Source organism: Gordonia jacobaea, assembly GCF_001186365.1.
Classification (GTDB): Bacteria; Actinomycetota; Actinomycetes; order Mycobacteriales; family Mycobacteriaceae; genus Gordonia; species Gordonia jacobaea.
This window is the reverse complement of the sequence record NZ_LDTZ01000016.1, coordinates 91751-110151: the sequence shown is the minus strand read 5'-3', so window position 1 is coordinate 110151 and position 18401 is coordinate 91751. Positions and strand designations below refer to the sequence as shown.

Annotated in this window: 17 protein-coding genes and 1 pseudogene; 6 read left to right on the top strand and 12 right to left on the bottom strand. The window is 65.9% G+C overall.

Annotated features, from left to right (window positions below):
- Positions 1-112: 112 nt before the first annotated feature.
- The 7 genes and pseudogenes from ABW18_RS09320 to ABW18_RS09290 all read right to left on the bottom strand — a co-directional run bounded on the left by ABW18_RS09320 (position 113) and on the right by ABW18_RS09290 (position 9325).
- A complete protein-coding gene (locus ABW18_RS09320) occupies positions 113-340 on the bottom strand; it encodes a hypothetical protein (protein ID WP_049698729.1) in 228 nt (75 codons plus the stop codon).
- Positions 341-406: 66 nt separating this feature from the next.
- Positions 407-2014 (bottom strand): prolipoprotein diacylglyceryl transferase, encoded by a 1608-nt coding sequence (locus tag ABW18_RS09315; RefSeq protein ID WP_053117424.1) that lies wholly within the window; start codon positions 2012-2014, stop codon positions 407-409.
- Between the two features lie 103 nt (positions 2015-2117).
- The gene (gene atzF, locus ABW18_RS09310) at positions 2118-3797 is read right to left on the bottom strand and encodes an allophanate hydrolase (protein ID WP_049698728.1); all 1680 of its coding nucleotides are present in this window, start codon (positions 3795-3797) and stop codon (positions 2118-2120) included.
- The gene (locus ABW18_RS09305; protein ID WP_049698727.1) at positions 3794-5848 is read right to left on the bottom strand and encodes a 5-oxoprolinase/urea amidolyase family protein; all 2055 of its coding nucleotides are present in this window, start codon (positions 5846-5848) and stop codon (positions 3794-3796) included. Before ABW18_RS09305 ends, atzF begins: the two co-directional genes overlap by 4 nt.
- 26 nt (positions 5849-5874) lie before the next feature.
- Positions 5875-6543, bottom strand: coding sequence for an urea amidolyase associated protein UAAP2 (locus ABW18_RS09300; protein WP_049698726.1), 669 nt, complete (start codon positions 6541-6543; stop codon positions 5875-5877).
- A gap of 231 nt (positions 6544-6774) precedes the next feature.
- The gene (locus tag ABW18_RS09295) at positions 6775-7626 is read right to left on the bottom strand and encodes an urea amidolyase associated protein UAAP1 (RefSeq protein WP_049699017.1); all 852 of its coding nucleotides are present in this window, start codon (positions 7624-7626) and stop codon (positions 6775-6777) included.
- A gap of 134 nt (positions 7627-7760) precedes the next feature.
- Positions 7761-9325, bottom strand: a pseudogene (locus ABW18_RS09290) (amino acid permease).
- 261 nt (positions 9326-9586) lie between these two features.
- Between ABW18_RS09290 and ABW18_RS09285 the strand changes: the two are divergent.
- Together ABW18_RS09285 and ABW18_RS09280 are read left to right on the top strand one after the other, a co-directional pair.
- Entirely contained in the window at positions 9587-10234 is a 648-nt protein-coding gene (locus tag ABW18_RS09285) for a TetR/AcrR family transcriptional regulator (protein WP_049698725.1), read from the top strand.
- A gap of 89 nt (positions 10235-10323) precedes the next feature.
- Positions 10324-10827: a MarR family transcriptional regulator gene (locus ABW18_RS09280; protein WP_049698724.1), complete on the top strand. Its 504-nt coding sequence runs from the start codon at positions 10324-10326 to the stop codon at positions 10825-10827.
- A gap of 89 nt (positions 10828-10916) precedes the next feature.
- Here the strand turns inward: ABW18_RS09280 and ABW18_RS22700 are convergent, their stop codons facing one another.
- From ABW18_RS22700 to ABW18_RS09260, 4 genes are all read right to left on the bottom strand, one after another.
- Positions 10917-11249 carry an endonuclease domain-containing protein gene (locus ABW18_RS22700; protein WP_372495492.1) on the bottom strand — a complete coding sequence of 111 codons (333 nt, stop codon included), beginning with the start codon at positions 11247-11249 and terminating at the stop codon, positions 10917-10919.
- Between the two features lie 464 nt (positions 11250-11713).
- On the bottom strand, positions 11714-12583 hold the full coding sequence (gene mmsB, locus ABW18_RS09270) for a 3-hydroxyisobutyrate dehydrogenase (protein ID WP_049698723.1): 870 nt from the start codon (positions 12581-12583) through the stop codon (positions 11714-11716).
- Between the two features lie 46 nt (positions 12584-12629).
- On the bottom strand, positions 12630-13808 hold the full coding sequence (locus tag ABW18_RS09265) for an acyl-CoA dehydrogenase family protein (protein WP_049698722.1): 1179 nt from the start codon (positions 13806-13808) through the stop codon (positions 12630-12632).
- 5 nt (positions 13809-13813) lie between these two features.
- Positions 13814-15349: a CoA-acylating methylmalonate-semialdehyde dehydrogenase gene (locus tag ABW18_RS09260; RefSeq protein WP_049698721.1), complete on the bottom strand. Its 1536-nt coding sequence runs from the start codon at positions 15347-15349 to the stop codon at positions 13814-13816.
- A gap of 263 nt (positions 15350-15612) precedes the next feature.
- On the opposite strand from ABW18_RS09260, the gene ABW18_RS09255 reads away from it, so the two are divergent.
- Positions 15613-16071, top strand: coding sequence for a flavodoxin domain-containing protein (locus ABW18_RS09255; protein ID WP_049698720.1), 459 nt, complete (start codon positions 15613-15615; stop codon positions 16069-16071).
- Positions 16072-16104: 33 nt separating this feature from the next.
- On the opposite strand, the gene ABW18_RS09250 is transcribed toward ABW18_RS09255, so the two are convergent.
- Entirely contained in the window at positions 16105-16974 is an 870-nt protein-coding gene (locus ABW18_RS09250) for a DMT family transporter (protein ID WP_064866711.1), read from the bottom strand.
- A 61-nt stretch (positions 16975-17035) separates the two neighbouring features.
- Between ABW18_RS09250 and ABW18_RS09245 the strand changes: the two genes are divergently transcribed.
- From ABW18_RS09245 to ABW18_RS09235, 3 genes are all read left to right on the top strand, one after another.
- Positions 17036-17386, top strand: a complete 351-nt coding sequence (locus ABW18_RS09245) for a hypothetical protein (RefSeq protein WP_049698718.1) — start codon at positions 17036-17038, stop codon at positions 17384-17386.
- Complete coding sequence (locus ABW18_RS09240; protein ID WP_049698717.1) at positions 17383-17883, top strand: SixA phosphatase family protein; 501 nt, start codon at positions 17383-17385, stop codon at positions 17881-17883. The genes ABW18_RS09245 and ABW18_RS09240 overlap by 4 nt, the downstream gene beginning before the upstream one ends.
- A gap of 108 nt (positions 17884-17991) precedes the next feature.
- Positions 17992-18354, top strand: a complete 363-nt coding sequence (locus ABW18_RS09235) for an ArsR/SmtB family transcription factor (RefSeq protein WP_049698716.1) — start codon at positions 17992-17994, stop codon at positions 18352-18354.
- Positions 18355-18401 lie beyond the last annotated feature (47 nt).

Genomic DNA, 18401 nt, shown 5'->3' with positions numbered 1-18401 from the left:
CGGTGAGCGAGCGGTCGGCGACACATCGGGCCTAACCTGCTTCGATGGCTCCACTGTAGCCAACGGGGTTCTCGAGTCTGCCGACGTTTCAGGGTCAAATGGGGTTTTGCGGTCAGTCGTCGCGCCGGGGTGGTTCCACCTCGTCGACGTCGAGGTGTTGTTCGACGTAATCCGCGCTCGGAACGTCGTCGGCTTGTGGCGGTTCGACTCCCGCAAGGGGGTCGACGAACTCGTCGAGCGGCGCATCGTCGGCAAGCGATTCGCCGGGCTCGTCGTCGAGTGGCGCTTCGGGGTCGACGACGCCTTCGGGCAGGTCTTCGCCTGAGATCGGTCCGCTCATCGTCGTCTCCTCGTGTCGAGTGATCGGCCTCTTCCGTTGTAACAAACAGTCAGATCGCGTGGAAGGCTACTGTCCGCCCGCGGCGCTAACGGTCGACTGCGCTGACCCCGATGCGGCTTCCGAGGCATTCGCGTCGGGGGCTTGGGTGTCGGGGGCTTGGGTGTCGGGGGCTTGGAGGTCGGAGGCCTTGGTGTCAGAAGAGTCGGTCGTGGCTTCGGCACTCGGGGAGCTGTTCGACGCCGCGTCGGCCCGGTCGCCTGTGCCGTCGCTCGAACGGTGCTTGCCCACGTAGTCGCCGAGCGAGCGATGCTTGCCCACGTACCCCGAGGCGCCGAGACTCGACGAATTCCCCTGCGCGGCATCAGCTGTCGATTCCGGTACCGAAGGAGCGTCGAATTGCTTTGTTGCCGTGCTGCTTTCGTTGGCGACGATCGGTGCGCTCGACGCCGCCGGGGTCTCGGTGTCGGTCTCTGTGGGAGCAGTGGCCTCGCTTGTGCTGCTCGCACGCAGGGCGGTGATCTTCGACGTGCCGGCGGCGCTGCTCGACCCGCCGAACGGGCCCACCGACGGCACCCCGAACGGGAACGCGATCTCGGGGATGTCGACTGTCGGCAACAACTGTGCCGTGTCGACGTAGCCGAGGGTGATCACGGGAAGTCCCAGATGATTCGGCTTGACCTTGCCGTTGACCGTCACCGTCGGATTGAACGTCACCGACGAGCCGAGCCAGTGCACCACGATGGGCGCCTGCGTGCCGTAATCGCTTGTGAGGGTGAGCAAGACGGGCAGACCGTAAGCATCCGTCCGATCACCTCCGACGGTGAGCCTGGTGAAGTCCTTGCTGAGAGTAGGAGTTCTACCCTGCAGCAGGTCGCTGATCACGTCCGCGAAAACGCCCGCCGGATCCGAGAGCACCGCGGTCGGGTCGGTCAGTGCGAACTGAACCTCGGGAATCGTCAGGTTGTGCTTGGTCTCGTCGAGCTCGGAGTAGCGAAAATCGAATGTCCCCAGGACATTGCTGCATGCGCCGACGCCTTCGGCATAACCTGCGGTCAATCCTCCGTAGCAGCCAACCGACGCCACGCCCGGCACGCTGGTCAAGCGCGGTCCGTCGTGCCAGGCCGTGACATCTGTAGCATCCGTCGTCCATGCGTTCGCCATTCCGAGCACGGCGAACGACCAGGCAGTACGTCCATCTGTCGCCCCCGCGGTCGCGAGACTCACCGGCAGGTAAGCGATCGCCGTCGCCGTGCCCTCGCGACCCGCCAAAGCGAACTCGTAACCCGACCCCTTGACGACGGCCGATCCATGCGCCGTGTTGTTGCCGCTCGGGATGACGGAGATCTCGTCCGGCAGGACCACCGCGACCCCGAGCTTTGTCGCGGCGTCGCAGTTGGCGTTTCCTTTCGTCTCGCCGGTGGCGCAGACGTCGATGTTCCACACGCCCGCGACCGTCCCGGCCCCATCGACAATCGAATTGACGATGTCGTCGGCGACCCCGGCCTCAGCGTGCCCCGCCCCGACCGTCTGCCCGAAGCTCAGCGTGGTTGCGGCGGCCACCGCCACGGCGCCGGCGGCGGCTCGCTGACCGGCCTTGCGCTTGCGGCGTCGATCCTGCTTCTCCGCTCGACGAACTCCACCGCGCCCCGCACCGTTCACCGCCGATTGAGCCATGTGGCTTGCCCCCTCCGAGACATCGGCTCGAGTACCGTCCCCGAGCTAGGGAGGATTCAATCACCACGATTCGGCGAGAACGGACGGTTTCAAGAAAAGTGCCTCACCACCGCGTGCGGTCGAGCGGACGCCCCGACTCGCCGGCCTGCGCGTCGCATCCGAATCCGACCACCCAGCTACCATCGGCGAGCTCGACCTTGCCCAGCATCATCGGTTGCGGCAGCGCGGCGAGGAACTCGCCCAGCGCCGCGGGCGACAGGACCCAGCTCTCCCCTTCGATGACACGACCCGCATCGAGGTCGCGGATCAAACCCGGCTTGGGTGGCGTCGTATCCAGTGCCACAAGACGATACGACGGCGCTGTGCGTACTTCCCTACCCCAGCGCGCGCCGCGGTCGCTGAGCTCGTGCGTCAGCGGGCCACCAGCCATGTGCGCGCCGAACACGGCGAGCTCGACCGATGGCGCTACCCGCTCGGGCCACGTCGGTGCCGACGCGCCGTGCTGGGAGTCGGCTGCCGAAACCCGCAGTCGCCGAGCAAGATCGATGAGAACCGCGTCCTCGTGAGCACCCGCGAGGAGCGTGATACCGAACTCGGATCGGGTTCCGTCGGCTTCGTCGACGACGCCTGCCGGGACCGCCAATCCGCAGAGGTCGAACAGATTGCAGAAGTTCGTGTACGTGCCCATCCGGCTGTTGACGCCGATCGGGTCGGCGACGACCTCGTCGATCCGTGGGTGGAACGGCGCGGTCGGCACCATCAGTGCCGTCGCGTCACCCCATTGCTCCATCGCCAACGCCCTGAGCTCGGCGAGTCGACGTCGCGCACGGAGCAGATCGACGGCGGTGTAGCCGGATGCCTTCGACACGATTTGCGCCACAACGGGATCGAGTCCGATATCGTCGGAGTCCGCTGCGCTGTCGATGAACTCACCGACGGCGTCGTAACGCTGGGACACGAGGGCGTCGTCGTAGAGCAGTCGTGCTGCGGCGAGGAAGGGCGTCAGGTCGACGGTCTTGATCGTGAAGCCCGCAGCCTCGGCCGCGGCCACAGCCTCACGGAAGGCGTCGCGCCAGCGGTCGTCGAGCTCGGGGAGGTCGGCGGGCACCGCAATGATCGGAGCCTCGGGCGCTGCAAACCGACTCTCGCTGTCGAATGGCCGCTCGCCGGTTGCCTGCGCCATCACTGCGGTGGCCAGGTTCGCAAGCTCGAGGTCGGCGGCAAAGATCGTCGGGACGTCGTAGTCGGCACACGCGGGCACAATCCCGTCGGTGGAGATCGCGCCAACGGTCGGCTTCACGCCGACGATCCCCTGCAGACCTGCCGGAACACGGCCCGACCCTGCGGTGTCGGTACCGATCGCGATGTCGGCGAAACCGAGTGCGACGGCAACCGCAGAACCGGAACTCGACCCGCCGGAGATTCGATCGGTACGCCGTGAATCACGCACGGCGCCATAGGGACTACGGGTTCCGACGAGACCGGTGGCGAACTGGTCGAGATTGGTCTTTCCGATGACGACCGCGCCGGCCTTGCGCAGCGCGGCAACCGTGGGCGCATCTGCGTCGGGCACGTAGGCATACCCGGGACACGCTGCGGTCGTGGGCAATCCCGCGACGTCGACGTTGTCTTTTACGGCGAGAATCGCTCCGGCCAGCGGTCCATCGCTCGCCACGGATTGCTGGTAGTCGCTTGCGACGTCGGCCTCCGGGCGAAGGGTGATGAACACCTCGGGCCGGTCGGTGTCGCGGATCGCGGTGTAGATGTCGTCGATCTTGGTCATGCAACCTTCCCCTTCGGATCGGAGCTGTCGGTCTCATTCTGCTCGGTCGTCGTGAACTCTCCGGCCAAGGACCATCGTTCACGCTCTTCGGCGCGCGCGTACTCCATCGTCGTGCGGGACGCGGCAATGGCGTCGGCGTTGTCGGCGAGGAAGCGCTCGTGTTCTGCCAGTGAGAAGGTGCCCTCGGTGATGCGCACGCTGTCGCCGCGGCCCGCCGCGACGTCGGCCCGCATGTCCAGCAGTTCGTCGGCGCCGACCGGGTACCACTTGATGCGGTCGAAGAAGCGGAGCAGCCAAGGATGTTCGGGATCGAAGCCTGGAGCCTGCTGCGGATAGCGATGGTTCCAGACCTGCGTGGTGCGGCCGACGAACTGATAGCCGCCAGGCCCCTCCATCCCGTAAATACACAGGTAGGCGCCGCCGATGCCGACGGCGTTCTCGGGAGTCCAGGTACGTGCAGGGTTGTACTTTGTCGTGACCAGTCGATGCCGCGGATCGAGCGGAACTGCCACGGGCGCACCGAGATACACGTCGCCGAGACCGAGGACGAGATAGTCGGCGTCGAACACGATCCGATGCACGTCGTCGACCGAGTCGAGTCCGTTCATGCGCCGGATGAACTCGATGTTCCACGGACACCAGGGTGCGTCGGAGCGTACACCGAGCATGTATCGCTCGATCGCCTCGCGCGTGGCCGGGTCGTCCCACGACAGCGGCAGATGCACTGTGCGACTGGGCACTACGAGTTCCGACGCTGCCGGCAACTGGCTCTCACACTCGATGAGCCAGTCCCGCATGGCGAGCTGCGACCACTTCGTCGGATCTGCTTTCACCTGAAGCGATCTGATCCCAGGCGTCAGGTCGACGAGGCCCGCGGGATTCTCCGCTTCGATCCGCTCGGCGAGCGCGTGCACGCGGGCGCGAAGAGCGAGATCGAGGCGCATGTCGCCGTATTCGACGAGGATGTTGTCGTCGCCGCTGCGGCGGTAGGTCACCGACGTGGTGCCGTCGGCCGTCGTCGTGGTTCCCAGGATTCCGCTGTCGGAATCGCCTCCGCGAGAGAGCACGTCGACGAAGCACGCTCTGCGTGCGAGACCCAGTTCTGCCGGCGACGCCGCCTCCGCCGCCTTGACCGCGACGAACCGCACCGTGTCACCGGGCTTCAGCTGCCCGAGTTTCCAGCGCTCCGACGCCGTCACCGTAACCGGGCAGACGAACCCGCCGAGGCTCGGTCCGTCCGGACCGAGCAGGATCGGGGTGTCGCCGGTGAAGTCCAGCGCTCCAACCGAATACGCGTTGTCGTGAATGTTCGAGGGATGCAGTCCCGCCTCGCCGCCGTCGGTCCGCGCCCACTGCGGTTTGGGACCGACCAGGCGAATACCGGTGCGGTCGGAGTTGAAGTGCACCTGATAGTCGGTGCCCATGATCTCGGCGATGTCGGTGGGAGTGAAGAACTCCGGGGCCGAGTGCGGTCCGACCGTCACACCGAGCTGCCATGCATTCGTGAACGCGGGCTGCTCCTCGGTGAGAATCCGCGTCGGGTTCCCTGTCGGGAGACCCGCGCGCGCCAGAATGTCGCCGTCGGCGAGGACGCGACCGTCGAGTCCGCCGAACTTGCCCATCGTGAACGTGGAACGGCTGCCGAGGTACTCCTCAGCCTCGACACCCCCGGAGATCGCGATGTACACACGAAGCCCCAGGGAGCCCACGGCTCCGATGTCGAGCACACCGCCCGCCGGCACTGTGAGCGGGACCCATTGGGGCACAACGACTCCGTCGAGGGTCAACGCGACCGGAGCGCCGGTCACGGCAACCGTTGCCGACGTCGAGAAGCGCAGGCGCGGTCCGAGCATCGTCACTTCGAGCCCCGCGGCGTCGACCGGATTACCGACGGCCATGTTGGCGAGCCGGAAGGAAAGGTCGTCCATCGGACCCGACGGCGGGACCCCGACCTTCCAGTAACCGACGCGGCCGGGCCAATCCTGGATGGTGGTCATGGGTCCGGCGCGTAGCACGTCGACGCCGTCGAACTGTGTTGTCTGACTGTTCATCTCGTCTCCTGGCGGTCGGTACTCGGTCAGCCCCGCGGCCGCGTGACGATCACGCGGACGGCAGTCGGGTCGAATCCGTTGCAGGGGTTGTTGATCTGGGGGCAGTTGGACACGAGCACGAGGGTGTCGACCTCGGCACGGAGTGCGAGGCGCTTGCCCGGTGCGGACAGTCCGTCGACGATTCCGAGTGCACCGTCGGGGTCGACGGGCACGTTCATGAAGAAGTTGACGTTGCCGACGAGATCTCGCTTGCCGAGGCCGTGACGTGAGCCGCCGATGAGGAAGTTCTCGACGCAAGCGTGCTGATGCTTGGTGTGGTGGCCGTAGCGCAGCGTGTTGGACTCCTGCGAGCACGCACCGCCGAGGGTGTCGTGATTGCCGACCTCGTCGGCGACGATCGTCATCATCGGCTGCGACTCCTGGTCACGGATGACCGTGCCGGTCGTGAGGAAGATATTCCCCTGCGCGGCAATGGTTGTCTGCGCCGAGTAGCGGATCGAGTGGTCGTGACCGCCGTAGAACAGCGTGTCGACGGCCTGGTTGCCGTGGAGGTCGACGATGGTCGCAACGTCGCCCGCGGCAACGACTTCCGACCAGGGAGCGCGCTCTGCGACGATGCCGTCGTAGATGACGTCGCCAGGCACGAGCGCGAGGTCGGCCGCCGGGGCGGTGGTGGGATTGATCGTGGTGGTCATGATTGGTCCTTGCGTTCGGATGTGTTGAGTTCGGGGGTGGGGGTGGTGGTTTCGACACGGCATTTCGGCGGTCGAGCCGGGCGCCAGCCTCCCGCTGGTTGAGCCGGGCGCGAGCTTCCCGCTGGTTGAGCCGGGCGCGAGCGCAGCGAGCACCCGAGTCGAAACCACTGGCATTCCGCTGGTTGAGCCGGGCGCGAGCGCAGCGAGCACCCGAGTCGAAACCACTCGGCGTCAGAAGCGCGTCGCGCCGTACACGTCTTCGCTGTTGGCGACGGCGCGCTGGTATTCGGGGTCGCGGTCGGCGACGCCGGCGAGCAGCGCGTCGAGGTCGTCGGTGGCACGCCATGCGAGCACTTCGAGGGGTCCCGAGCGGAAATCCGCGCTTGGGTCGAGCGGGTGCGCGGTGTTGGCGATCGCCACGATGCACGGCAGGTGCAGAAGCAGGTCGACGCTCTTGCCTGCGCCCGCGCTCCCCTGGAACTCGAACGATCCCTCGTCGTCGACCTTCACTCCCTCGAAGAGCGAGAGCGATGGCGCCACATCGGTGGGCGTCAATCCGTTCTTGGCCGCAGCCAGCTTGAGGAGCTCACGCCCCGCGGGAGTCGTCGAATATGCCTCTCCGTGGCCGTATTTGGCGGCGTTGTCGGCGAGTGTGGTTGTGCCCGTGAGCGCGTCGTGGTGCGCGCTGGTGTCGTCGACGATGGTGGCGAGCACCCTGCCCTGATCGCTCAGCAGTGGGTGGCCGGTGGTGAGGTAGGCCTGCCAGGGCACCTTGACGGTGTCGGCGACGTTCAGGCGCTCCCACGGGGCGTCGACGCGCCACAGGAGCAGGTGTGCACACGCGTCACCGGTGATGTCGCGCAATCGGATTCGCGTTCCGCGGGCGAGCACCTTGGTGGTGTACCTGCCGCCGGGAACGGTCTCGGCCCAGGTGAGCGTCGACGAGTCGACGTCGGTGATCGTCGTCGGCCAGTCGGTGGCAGGCACCACGGGCATGGAGTCGGTGATGGCTCCGGCCTGTGCACGAGCATGCGCGCGGGCACCGGCGGTGGAGGATGTGGAGGTGGTGGTCGAGGTGGTCATGTCGACGTCCTTCGAGAATGAGCTGGCGAGGTTCCGGGCCGTCCCGGTGGTCGGCTGCACGGACTCGATACGGTCCGGCAGGGCGTCGTCGCTCGGTTGACAAATCTATCAGTTGATCGATATTGCGGCAATCGCTACGAGCGCTTCCGTCCGACGAGTGCGTCTTCGGGTTCCGGCGCTCCCGGCTGGCCCTTGACCTTGAGGTACGCGAGGAATCCGACGATCAGCGTCGCCGCGACGAAGAGGATCGCGAAGTACTGCAGTACCCAGTTGCCGCCGTCGGGGTCGTAGACCTCCGCGCGAGGCCAGGCGATGTTCACCATCAGCAGACCACCCATGACGACGGCGATGATGTTGACCGGGATGCCCCACTTACCGAGGCCGAAAACCGGTCGGCCGTGGCTCAATTCGGTTCCGCGCAGGCGATGGATGAGTGCGGGCACCGTGACCATCAGGTAGGCGAGGTACACGATGACCACCGACACGCTGGTGATCGCAGCGAAGACGCCCGCCTGCCCGAGGTTGACGAGCAAGATCAGAATCGCCAACGCCGAGACGACGATGCCGGTGATGACGGGAGTTCCGGTGCGCGGGTTGACCTTTGCCAGTGCTGAACCGAAGGGAAGACGGTTGTCGCGCGCCATCGAGAACATCACTCGGGAGGCCGACGCCTGAATGGCGAGAGTCGCGGAGAAGATCGAGATCGCGACGATGATCAGCAGCGCCTTACCGAGGACGGTGTTGAGTTGCGAGGTGATGACCCAGGCGATTCCCTGAGCCGAGAGTTCCGGCGCACCGAGTGACGGAGCGGCCATGAGCGCACCGATGATCATCAGACCTCCGCCGACGAACGAAACGAGCAGCGCGTTGATGATCGCCTTCGGCGCGGTGCGTCGAGGATCTTTGGTCTCTTCGGAAAGCTCTGCAGCGCTGTCGAATCCGTACATCACGTAGCAGGCCATGAGCATCGAAGCGAGGAAAGCCGGGAAGTAGCCGAGTCCCTGTCCGTGTTCTCCGGTGTTCGCGATCGCCGCCGCCGGGGAGCGTTCCGCCTTGATGAACATCGCGACGACGAGCGCCACGACGCCGATGATCTCGATGGTCACGCCCGTGACGGTGATCTTGCCCATGAAGCTCACGCCGACACCGCTGATGATCGTGCAGCCGATGATCGTGATGGTGCCCAGGATGATCGCATTCGTAGCACCCGAGACGGACGTGAGACTTGTGTCGTCGCCGACGAATTGGAAGCCCGACCAGATCTCGGGAAGCACGCTCTGCATCGCGATGGCCAGTGCCGCCACACTGACGATGTAACCGACGAGCATGAACCAGCCGGCAAACCAGCCGACTCCGTCACCGGCGAGTCGTCGAGACCATTGATAGACGGCACCGGCGACGGGGAACTTCCCGGAGAGCTCCGCGAAGACGAGGCACACGCAGAATTGGCACACGAAGACGATCGGCCAGGTCCAGAAGAACGCGGGACCGCCCAGACCGAAGCCGAGCGCGAACAGCGCGAACACGGTGGTGAGGATCGAGACGAACGAGAGCCGGAGGCGAACGCGGCATATCCTCCGATGCCGCGGTGCAACTCCTGCTTGTAGCCGAGTTGGGCGAGTGAGTCGGCGTCGTCGACGTCGCTCGAGGGCGAGGTGCCGGCGGGAGCCTTGGAGTCGGGTTGTGCGGTGGAGGTCATCGTGAGTTCCTTCGAGGTGAGGCTCCACATTGAGCGGGTTTATCTGCCAGTTGATAGATAACGCTCGAGCTTTTTCTATCGGGTGACAGATATGTTGCGGGGATGGAAACTCACGCTACGAGCGTGTTACGAGGTCCAGGTCGCTTCGACCCCACGCATTGCGGCCGGCTCAGATCGCGAAATCGCCGCGAATTGGTCGGACTAGACTCGATGACGCTATCGCCGCAACCCACGCCTCGGCACGAATGAAAGAGCTTCCAGATGAGTACTGCGTCCCGGCAAGGCCGAGTGGCGCCAGGCCCCGGCCGACCGCGCCTCGTCGAACAGCGCAGGCGAGGCGCCACCGCGCGTGAGGAAATCCTCGACGCCGCAGCCGAACTCTTCTGCCGCCACGGATACACCGGGACGTCGACTCGCATGATCGCCGAGGCCGTCGGCATCCGCCAGGCGTCGATGTACCACTACTTCAAGAACAAGGACGACATCCTCGCCGCACTGCTCGACGCCACCGTCGTCGGATCTCTCGAGCGCGCAAGAGAACTGCTCGACGACGACCGCGCACCCCTCGACCGACTCCTCGACCTCGCACGATTCGACGCCACACAACTCGTCGACGAACGCTGGAACCTCGGCTCGCTGTACCTGCTTCCTGAGGTGGGCGACGACCGTTACGCCCAATTCCGCACAGCGCGAAGCGAACTCGCCGCCGCCTACGAAACCCTCGCCGCCGCTGTACTCGACGACCCCACAGACACCCGCAGCCTGCTCCCCTTCCGCCTCGTCGAATCGATGATCATGCTCCGCTCCGACGAGCAACGCGACGAACTCGACGGCCGCACCGCCGCCGACCTCGTCGACACGATTGTGGGCGCGATCGAGATGCTGCTCACGCACAGCAGCCGCGCCTGACGCTCGGGAGGGTCGGCGCGATCGGCAGTGCAGACGCGCGGAGCCCCGGGCGGCATCCGGCGGCGTCGACGGCAGATAGGCTGACAGCCATGGCAGGGCACAGCATGGAGTTCGACCCGATCGCCGAGGCGAAGGCAAATTGGACGTCGGCCGGCTGGGGCGACGTCGCAGACGGGATGGTCGCGGTGACCTCCGTGATGCGGGCCCACCAGATCCTGCTGGCCCGCGTCGAATCGTCGCTCCGCCCTTACGATCTGACCTTCTCGCGCTACGAATTGCTTCGGCTGCTTGCCTTTTCGCGCAACGGTGCACTGCCGATCACCAAGGCCAGCGACCGCCTGCAGGTGCACGTCACCAGCGTCACCCATGCGATTCGACGCCTCGAGGAGGCGCAACTCGTTCGACGCCTCCCCCACCCCACCGACGGCCGCACCACGCTCGTCGAGATCACCGACTTGGGCCGCTCGACTGTCGAAGACGCCACCGCGACGCTCAACCGCGAGGTGTTCGCCGACGTCGGAATGACCTCGGACCAGATCAGCGGCCTCGTCGACGCGATCCACGAACTGCGCCACAACGCAGGCGACTTCTGAGCCTGGATCGCGCCGGACCTGCATCGCGCCCGAACGTCGTCGATCAGTATGACAATCTCGCCGGATTTCTGGCCTTCTCGTCATACTGATCAGGCTGCTGCCGCTTCGAGGGCCGCCTCTATCGAACTGATCACGTAGTCGGGCCGCTCTACTAGGTCAGACCACGTGAAGTTCAGTACCGTCCAGCCCTTGGCGATCAGGGCGTTGCGTCGAGTGCGGTCATGCTGAAGAGTCTTCGCGTCCCGGTGGTATGCGAAGCCGTCGATCTCGACGGCGAGCATCGCGGCGGGAAACGCGACGTCGATCAGGTAGTCGCCCTCCGCCGCGAAGCCGTTCGGCCGCCGATCGAGCCCACCCCGCCGATCGAGCCCACCCGCTGATCGAGCCCCACCCCGCCGATCGAGCCTGTCGAGATCACCCACCGGGCCCAGTGCTCTCGACCCGGATGCGCCGCTGGTCGGGGCCCGCGCCACCTTGCCCAACGCCCACCAAACACCACACCCGCACAGCGCGTACACAACTCGGTCGTCAGCGCGACGCCAAGACAATAATCTCCTCGGCGCCCCGCTCACGTCACGATTGTGTACGCACCCCGGCTCCAACTAGACCTTGCGACCCGTTGCACGCCAGCAGCCCGGCCGGGCTAGACGTGTGTCGAACCGAAGGATCTGTGTGCTGCAGCACCCACATCTTCCGATACGACACACATTTCGGGCTGCGCGTCATACTGATCCGCGGCCGTAGCGGGTTGCGCCGCCGACGGCGTGGTCTCGACAGGCTCGACCAGCGAGTCGGGCTCGACCAGCGAGTTCAGCTCGGGCGGCGGGTGGTCTCGACAGGCTCGACCAGCGGGATCGGCTCGACCAGCGAGGTCGGCTCGGCGAGTTCAGCGCAGGGTCGTGATGATCGCAGAGAAGTCCAGGTCGGAGTGCTGTTCGGCGAAGGAGCGGTACAGCGCGGCGGCGTGCTCGCCGAGGGGGGCGCGCGAACCGGTGTCGGCGATGGCGTCGAGTGCGAGGCCGAGGTCCTTGTTCATCAGCGCGGTGGCGAAGCCCGGCTTGAAGTCGTTGTTCGCGGGCGAGGTCGGCTGCGGGCCGGGGACCGGGCAGTTCGTCTCGATGGCCCAGCAGTTTCCGGTCGCGCCGGTGACCACGTCGTAGAGCGCATCGTCGGACAGGCCTAGCTTCTCGGCCAGCACGAACGCCTCGCCGACCGCGATCTGCTGAACCGCGAGCAGCATGTTGTTGCACACCTTCGCGGCTTGGCCGGCGCCGGACTCACCGCAGTGAATGATCTTGCCCGCCATCGGTTCCAGCGTCGGTCGTGCGGCGACGAACGCTTCCTCGGTGCCGCCGACCATGAACGCCAGCGTGCCGGCGACCGCGCCCTTCACGCCGCCCGAGACCGGGGCGTCGACCTGGGCGAAGCCATGATCGGCTGCGCGCGAATTGATTTCGCGTGCGTCGGCGACGGAGATCGTCGAGCTGTCGATGAGTAGCGCGCCCGTTGCCGTGGCGGGGAGGATCTCGTCGTAGAGCTTCTTGACGATGGCTCCGCTCGGGAGCATCGTGATCACGACCTCGGCGATGGCGACCGCCTCGACCGCCGTGGGAAAGGTCTGCACGCCCGCGGCTTCGGCGGTCTTGACCGCTTCGGGAACCGGGTCGTACCCGTGCACTGTGTGTCCGGCCTTGACGAGGTTGGCGGCCATGGGGCCGCCCATGTTGCCGAGTCCGAGAAAGGCGATCGTCGTCATTGTCGATTCTCCCTGTGTTGAAGTATGTGTGGTCAGGTGGAGTTGGTCAGGACTCGCGGAACCGTGCTGCCACCGACCTACCCACGACGACGCGCATGATCTCGTTGGTCCCCTCGAGTATGCGGTGCACGCGCAGGTCGCGGACGATTTTCTCGATGCCGTACTCGGTGAGGTAGCCGTATCCGCCGTGAAGCTGCAGGGCCTGGTCGGCGACCGTGTAACAGGCGTCGGTGACATAGCGCTTCGCCATTGCGCACTGCTCCACCTTGTCGTGCGCATTCGCGTCGAGAGACGACGCCGCGTGCCACAGCATCAGGCGCGAGGTCTGCAGCGAGGTGGCCATGTCGGCAAGGGTGAAGCGGATCGTCGGCTCGTCGATCAGGTTGTTCCCGAATGCCTTTCGCGACGCGACGTACGACGCCGCTTTGTCGAAGGCAGCCTGTGCCCCACCGAGAGACGACGCTGCGATGTTGAGCCTTCCCCCGTTGAGCCCGTTCATCGCGATGCCGAAGCCGATGCCCTCCTGCTCGCCGAGCAAGTTGGTGGCGGGCACGCGCACCTCGTCGAGGATGACCTGCGCCGTCGGCTGGGCGTGCCACCCCATCTTGTGCTCCTGCGCGCCGAAACTCAGCCCGTCGGAGCCTTTTTCGACGAGGAACGTCGAGATTCCCTTCGGGCCGTCGCCACCCGTGCGCGCCATGACGACATACAGATCCGACGACCCGGCTCCGGAGATGAACTGCTTGACGCCGGACAACACATAGTGGTCGCCGACCTTCTCCGCGCGCGTCGACAGCGCCGCGGCATCGGAGCCGGCGCCCGGCTCGGTCAGACAGTAGCTCGCGATGGTCTCCATACTCGCCAGGCGTGGAATCCAGTGCGCACGTTGCTCATCGGTGCCGTAACTGTCGACCATCCACGTGCACATGTTGTGGATGGAGAGGAAGGCGGCGACCGCGGGATCTGCGTAGGCGAGTTGCTCGAAGATCCGCACGCCGTCGAGTCGACGCAGTCCGCTTCCGCCGGCGTCCTCGTTGCAGTAGATGGCGCCCATCCCGAGTTGGGCCGCCTCGCGCAACTCCTCGACCGGGAAGTGATCGGTCGAGTCCCACTCGAGAGCATGTGGCGCAAGCCTTTTGGCCGCGAATGCCGCAGCGGTCTCGACGATGACGCGCTCGTCGTCGTCGAGACCGACCGCGGTTCCGGCCGGAGCGGTGGTGGTCATCGCCCTCAGTCCATCGTCGGGATGACGAACTCGGCCCCGTCCTTGACGCCCGACGGCCAGCGCGACGTGACCGTCTTGGTCTTGGTGTAGAACTGGATCGAACTCGGTCCGTGCTGGTTGAGATCGCCGAATCCGGAACGCTTCCAACCACCAAAGGTGTAGTAGGCCACCGGAACCGGGATCGGCACGTTGACGCCGACCATGCCGACGTCGACACGCGCGGTGAAGTCACGGGCGGCGTCGCCGTCCTGGGTGAAGATCGCGACACCGTTGCCGTACTGGTGATCCGACGCCAGAGCGAGCGCCTCCTCGTAGTCGCCGGCGCGCACGATCGAGAGCACCGGCCCGAAGATCTCGTCGGTGTAGATCGACATGTCCTTGGTCACGTGGTCGAAGAGCGTCGGGCCGATGAAGAAGCCGTTCGACAGATCGTCGTCGCCATAGGTCTGTTCGTCGCTGCTGCGGTCGCGGCCGTCGATGACGAGTTCTGCACCCTCCTCGACCCCCTTGCCGATGTAGCCCTTGACGCGCTCGAGTGCCGCTGCCGTGACCAGCGGGCCGTAGTCGGCCTTGGGGTCGAGGCTGTGGCCGACGCGCAGTGCGTTGACCTTGTCGATCAGCTTGGCGCGCAACCGTTCTGCTGTCTGCTCCCCGACCGGGACGGCGACACTGATCGCCATACAGCGCTCGCCTGCACTGCCGTAGCCTGCGCCGATCAACGCGTCTGCGGCCTGGTCGAGATTGGCGTCGGGCATGATGATCATGTGGTTCTTGGCGCCGCCGAAGCACTGTGAGCGCTTGCCGTTCGCGGCAGCGGTTGAGTAGATGTACTGCGCGATGTCGGAGCTGCCGACAAAGCCGAGCGCCTTGACCTCCGGGTGGTTCAGCAGTGCGTCGACGGCCTCCTTGTCGCCGTGCACCACCTGGAACACGCCGTCGGGAAGACCTGCCTGCGTGAACAATTCGGCGAGACGCACCGGGACCGACGGGTCACGCTCACTCGGCTTGAGGATGAAGGCGTTGCCGCATGCGAGTGCCGGCCCGGCCTTCCACAACGGGATCATGGCCGGGAAGTTGAACGGGGTGATGCCCGCGACCACGCCGAGGGGCTGGCGGATCGAGTGCACGTCGATGCCCGAGCCGGCACCCTCGGTGAACTCACCCTTGATCAAATGCGGTATGCCGATGGCGAATTCGATGACCTCGACGCCGCGCTGGATGTCACCGAGGGCGTCGGCGTGCGTCTTGCCGTGTTCGAGCGAGAGCGTCGTCGCGATCTCGTCGGCGTTCTGATTGACAAGGTCGACGAAGCGCATCAACACGCGGGCGCGGCGCTGCGGGTTCCACGCGGCCCACTCCTTCTGCGCTTCGACGGCGGTTGCGACAGCGGCGGCGACGTCGTCGGTGCTCGCGAGGGGAACGGAGGCCTGGACCGCGCCGGTGCTGGGGTTGAAGACGTCGGCGTGGCGTCCGTCTGTCACCTCGACGCGCGCACCGTCGAGGTAGTGCGGAATGGACGGTACGGATACATCAGCGGTCACCGGTGATCACCTGTTCTGGGTTGTGGAGGTTCGGATTGTGGACGTCGAGTGTCGTGACGCTTATGGGGCCGGGAGATGTGAGCCATCAGACCCTGTACTCACACATACTAGGACATCCAAGTAATTTCGTAAACGCCTTCCGACAAAGGAGCCGAAGAAGGCTCCGGTGCGCCCAAGTGGACAGTTAGGGTAGCCTTCGTTTGGTTGCGATCGCCCGTCGATCGCGCCCACATCCATCACGCGAAGAATCAAGGGAGTAGATCGTGTCCGTCGTCATCCTCTACGGCACCGAGACCGGCAACGGAGAGCTCGTGGCCGACGCCATCGCCGATGTCCTGGCTGCCGAGCACGATCCGTCGATCTACGACATGAGCGAGTTCGCCGTCGAGGATCTCGACCCCGACGACTTCCTCGTCGTCGTCTGCTCGACCTACGGCGAGGGCGAACTGCCGACGGGTGCCGAGCCCTTCGCCGAGGAGATCACCGAAACCACCCCGGACCTGTCCGGCGTGCGGTTCGGCGTGTTCGGACTCGGCGACACCATCTACGGCGAGACCTTCAACCGCGGCGGCGAGCTCATGGCCGAGCTCCTCACCCGCCACGGAGCGACCCAGGTCGGAGAACATCACCGCCACGACAACTCGTCGTCGATCAAGCCGGCGAAGGCCGCAGCCGAATGGGCGCAGAGCATCGCGAAAGTGATCGAGTCCGTCGACGCCTGAACGCCCCCGGACGCGCGGCGGCGTCGACTCCCGTCAGGCGACCCTGCGGATCGGCGAGGGTGCCGAGTCACGCAGTTGCGCTTCGCGTTCTTCGCCTCGCACCGCCGACGATTTCGCGAGCTCGACGACGGATCGGACCATCGCGGCGAGCACGATCCCGAGGAACAGCGCGGTGGGCACCGACACCTTGAGGTTCTCACCGAGGAGCACCACGCCGAGGGCCATCGCCACCGCGGGTTCCATCACGTTCATGGCCGGGAACGACGTCTGCAGGTCGCCCGCGCCAAACCCCTTCTGCTGGGCCACCACGGCTCCCGTTGCCACCAGAACCAGCAGGTAGATCTCAGGCTTGGCGAAGGTGTGGATGCCGTGGTGTATCGCCTGGTACACCACCGTCTTGACCAGGAGCGCCGACACTCCGAACAGTGTCCCCGCGGCCAGTCCGTAGAACAGCGCCCGGTAGTGCGGGGTGGATCGCTCGGCAAGGACGACACATCCGACGACGACCGCCGCGACCGCCGCGACGGCCCCCCACACCACCATGTCGTTGGGTCGTCGAAGCGACGGCTCGGGGCGCGAGATGAGCAGGAAGGTCGCGACACAGCCGACGAGAATCGCACCCCAGGCCCACTCCTTGGCCTGCGGATGCCGATGGTCGGCCCACGCTTCGAGCGGCAACGCGAACAACACCGCCAGCACGACGAGCGGCTGGACCAGCAGTATCGAACCCAATCCGAGAGCCGACGCCTGGAGCGCGAACCCGGCGATCGCGATCGCCGCTCCGAGCCACCAGCCCGGCGTGATGGCCCCCGACGCCCGAGAGGCACGCTGCCGGAGCACCGTACCCCCGGCGATGAGGAGTGCTGCGGCAGTAGCCAGCAGCGCGGGAAGCCAGGAATGCACGAAATCCAGGCTAACGGTGTCGTAGCGGCTTTGCGTCGGTGTCCCCCACTAATCTGAAGAGATGCGGGGCACACATCACGGCACTTCCGGGCACGACGACGCACGCGCGATCGCGTGGTTCCGGACCGAACTCGAGCAACTCGCAACCCTCGACGCCGAGACGATCACGAAGGTCCTCGACGCCGCGCACACCGACCACACGACCGTCCTGTCGATCATCGCCGACTGCCTCGACGAGGCCTACGAGTTCGACGCCCAGGCCGATGAGGCGTCGACAACGGGCGACGACGACCACGCGCAGTTCTGTCGGCAAGAGTCCGCGGCGTGGCGAGCCACGGTCACGGTGCTGCGTATCGCCGACGCCCGCCAGCGCGGCGATCACGACGCAGTCCGCTCGCGGAACATCGCATGAGCGCAGCACCCCGCACGCTGGTACTGATGCGTCACGGCAAGTCGGGTTACCCGCCGGGTGTCGCCGACCACGACCGCCCGCTCGCCGACCGCGGCCGTCGAGAAGCAGCGCTCGCAGGCGAGTGGATTCGCTCAGAGGATCTCCGAGTCGACGCCGTGCTCTGCTCGACCGCGACACGCACACGCGAGACGCTCGAGCGCACCGGCATCAGCGCGCCGACGACCTTCCTCGACGAAATCTACGGCGGATCACCCGTCGACATCCTGGAGGTCTTGCGGGTGTACGCGCCGGCCGATGCGTCGACCGTTCTCGTCGTCGGACACGAACCGGGCATGCCGAAGACGGCACTCACCCTCGACCCGGATGGATACATCGAACGGTTCCCGACCTCGGCATACGCCGTGGTAGCGGTGACCCTCGACTGGGATCGCCTCGGCCTGGACGCCGATCCCGATGCCGAACTCCTCGGCGTCCGGGTACCGCGCGCCGAGGCGTAGTACGTCACATCTGACTCGACCCGAGATGCCAGAAGTGCTATCAATGGATTGCGCAATTTATCAATCCATCATTTCATCGCCCACATCAATCACCGAGGAGGTCGGCAGATGACGACCAACTGGCCGCAACCGCTCTACGAAATCAAGGCAAATCTGTTCAAGGGACTCGCGCACCCGGTTCGGATCCGCGTGCTCGAGGTGCTCAGCTCCAACGGTGCTCCGACGCCCGTCAGCGAACTGCTCACGATCACGGGGCTCGAACCGACGACGATGTCGCAGCATCTTGCCGTTTTGAAGCGGCATCGCGTTGTGCACAGCGAACGCGTCGGCAACGCTGTCTTCTATAGCCTGGCGAACCCCAAGGTCGCGGACCTTCTCGTGACCGCGCGCGGCTTTCTCGCCGACACGCTCGGTGCTGAACGCGACCAACTCGATTCGATGGCTGCGCTCCCGCCCGTCGTCGCACAGTGAGCGCGACGGCCACAGGGCCGAGGCGCCGAAGCTCTGCGTGGCTGCAT

Bases quoted from the DNA above. Each gene is read 5' to 3' on its own strand.
- ABW18_RS09320 (WP_049698729.1), bottom strand. From the start codon at position 340: ATGAGCGGACCGATCTCAGGCGAAGACCTGCCCGAAGGCGTCGTCGAC.
- ABW18_RS09315 (WP_053117424.1), bottom strand. From the start codon at position 2,014: ATGGCTCAATCGGCGGTGAACGGTGCGGGGCGCGGTGGAGTTCGTCGA.
- atzF (WP_049698728.1), bottom strand. From the start codon at position 3,797: ATGACCAAGATCGACGACATCTACACCGCGATCCGCGACACCGACCGG.
- ABW18_RS09305 (WP_049698727.1), bottom strand. From the start codon at position 5,848: ATGAACAGTCAGACAACACAGTTCGACGGCGTCGACGTGCTACGCGCC.
- ABW18_RS09300 (WP_049698726.1), bottom strand. From the start codon at position 6,543: ATGACCACCACGATCAATCCCACCACCGCCCCGGCGGCCGACCTCGCG.
- ABW18_RS09295 (WP_049699017.1), bottom strand. From the start codon at position 7,626: ATGACCACCTCGACCACCACCTCCACATCCTCCACCGCCGGTGCCCGC.
- ABW18_RS09285 (WP_049698725.1), top strand. From the start codon at position 9,587: ATGAGTACTGCGTCCCGGCAAGGCCGAGTGGCGCCAGGCCCCGGCCGA.
- ABW18_RS09280 (WP_049698724.1), top strand. From the start codon at position 10,324: ATGGCAGGGCACAGCATGGAGTTCGACCCGATCGCCGAGGCGAAGGCA.
- mmsB (WP_049698723.1), bottom strand. From the start codon at position 12,583: ATGACGACGATCGCCTTTCTCGGACTCGGCAACATGGGCGGCCCCATG.
- ABW18_RS09265 (WP_049698722.1), bottom strand. From the start codon at position 13,808: ATGACCACCACCGCTCCGGCCGGAACCGCGGTCGGTCTCGACGACGAC.
- ABW18_RS09245 (WP_049698718.1), top strand. From the start codon at position 17,036: ATGCGGGGCACACATCACGGCACTTCCGGGCACGACGACGCACGCGCG.
- ABW18_RS09240 (WP_049698717.1), top strand. From the start codon at position 17,383: ATGAGCGCAGCACCCCGCACGCTGGTACTGATGCGTCACGGCAAGTCG.
- ABW18_RS09235 (WP_049698716.1), top strand. From the start codon at position 17,992: ATGACGACCAACTGGCCGCAACCGCTCTACGAAATCAAGGCAAATCTG.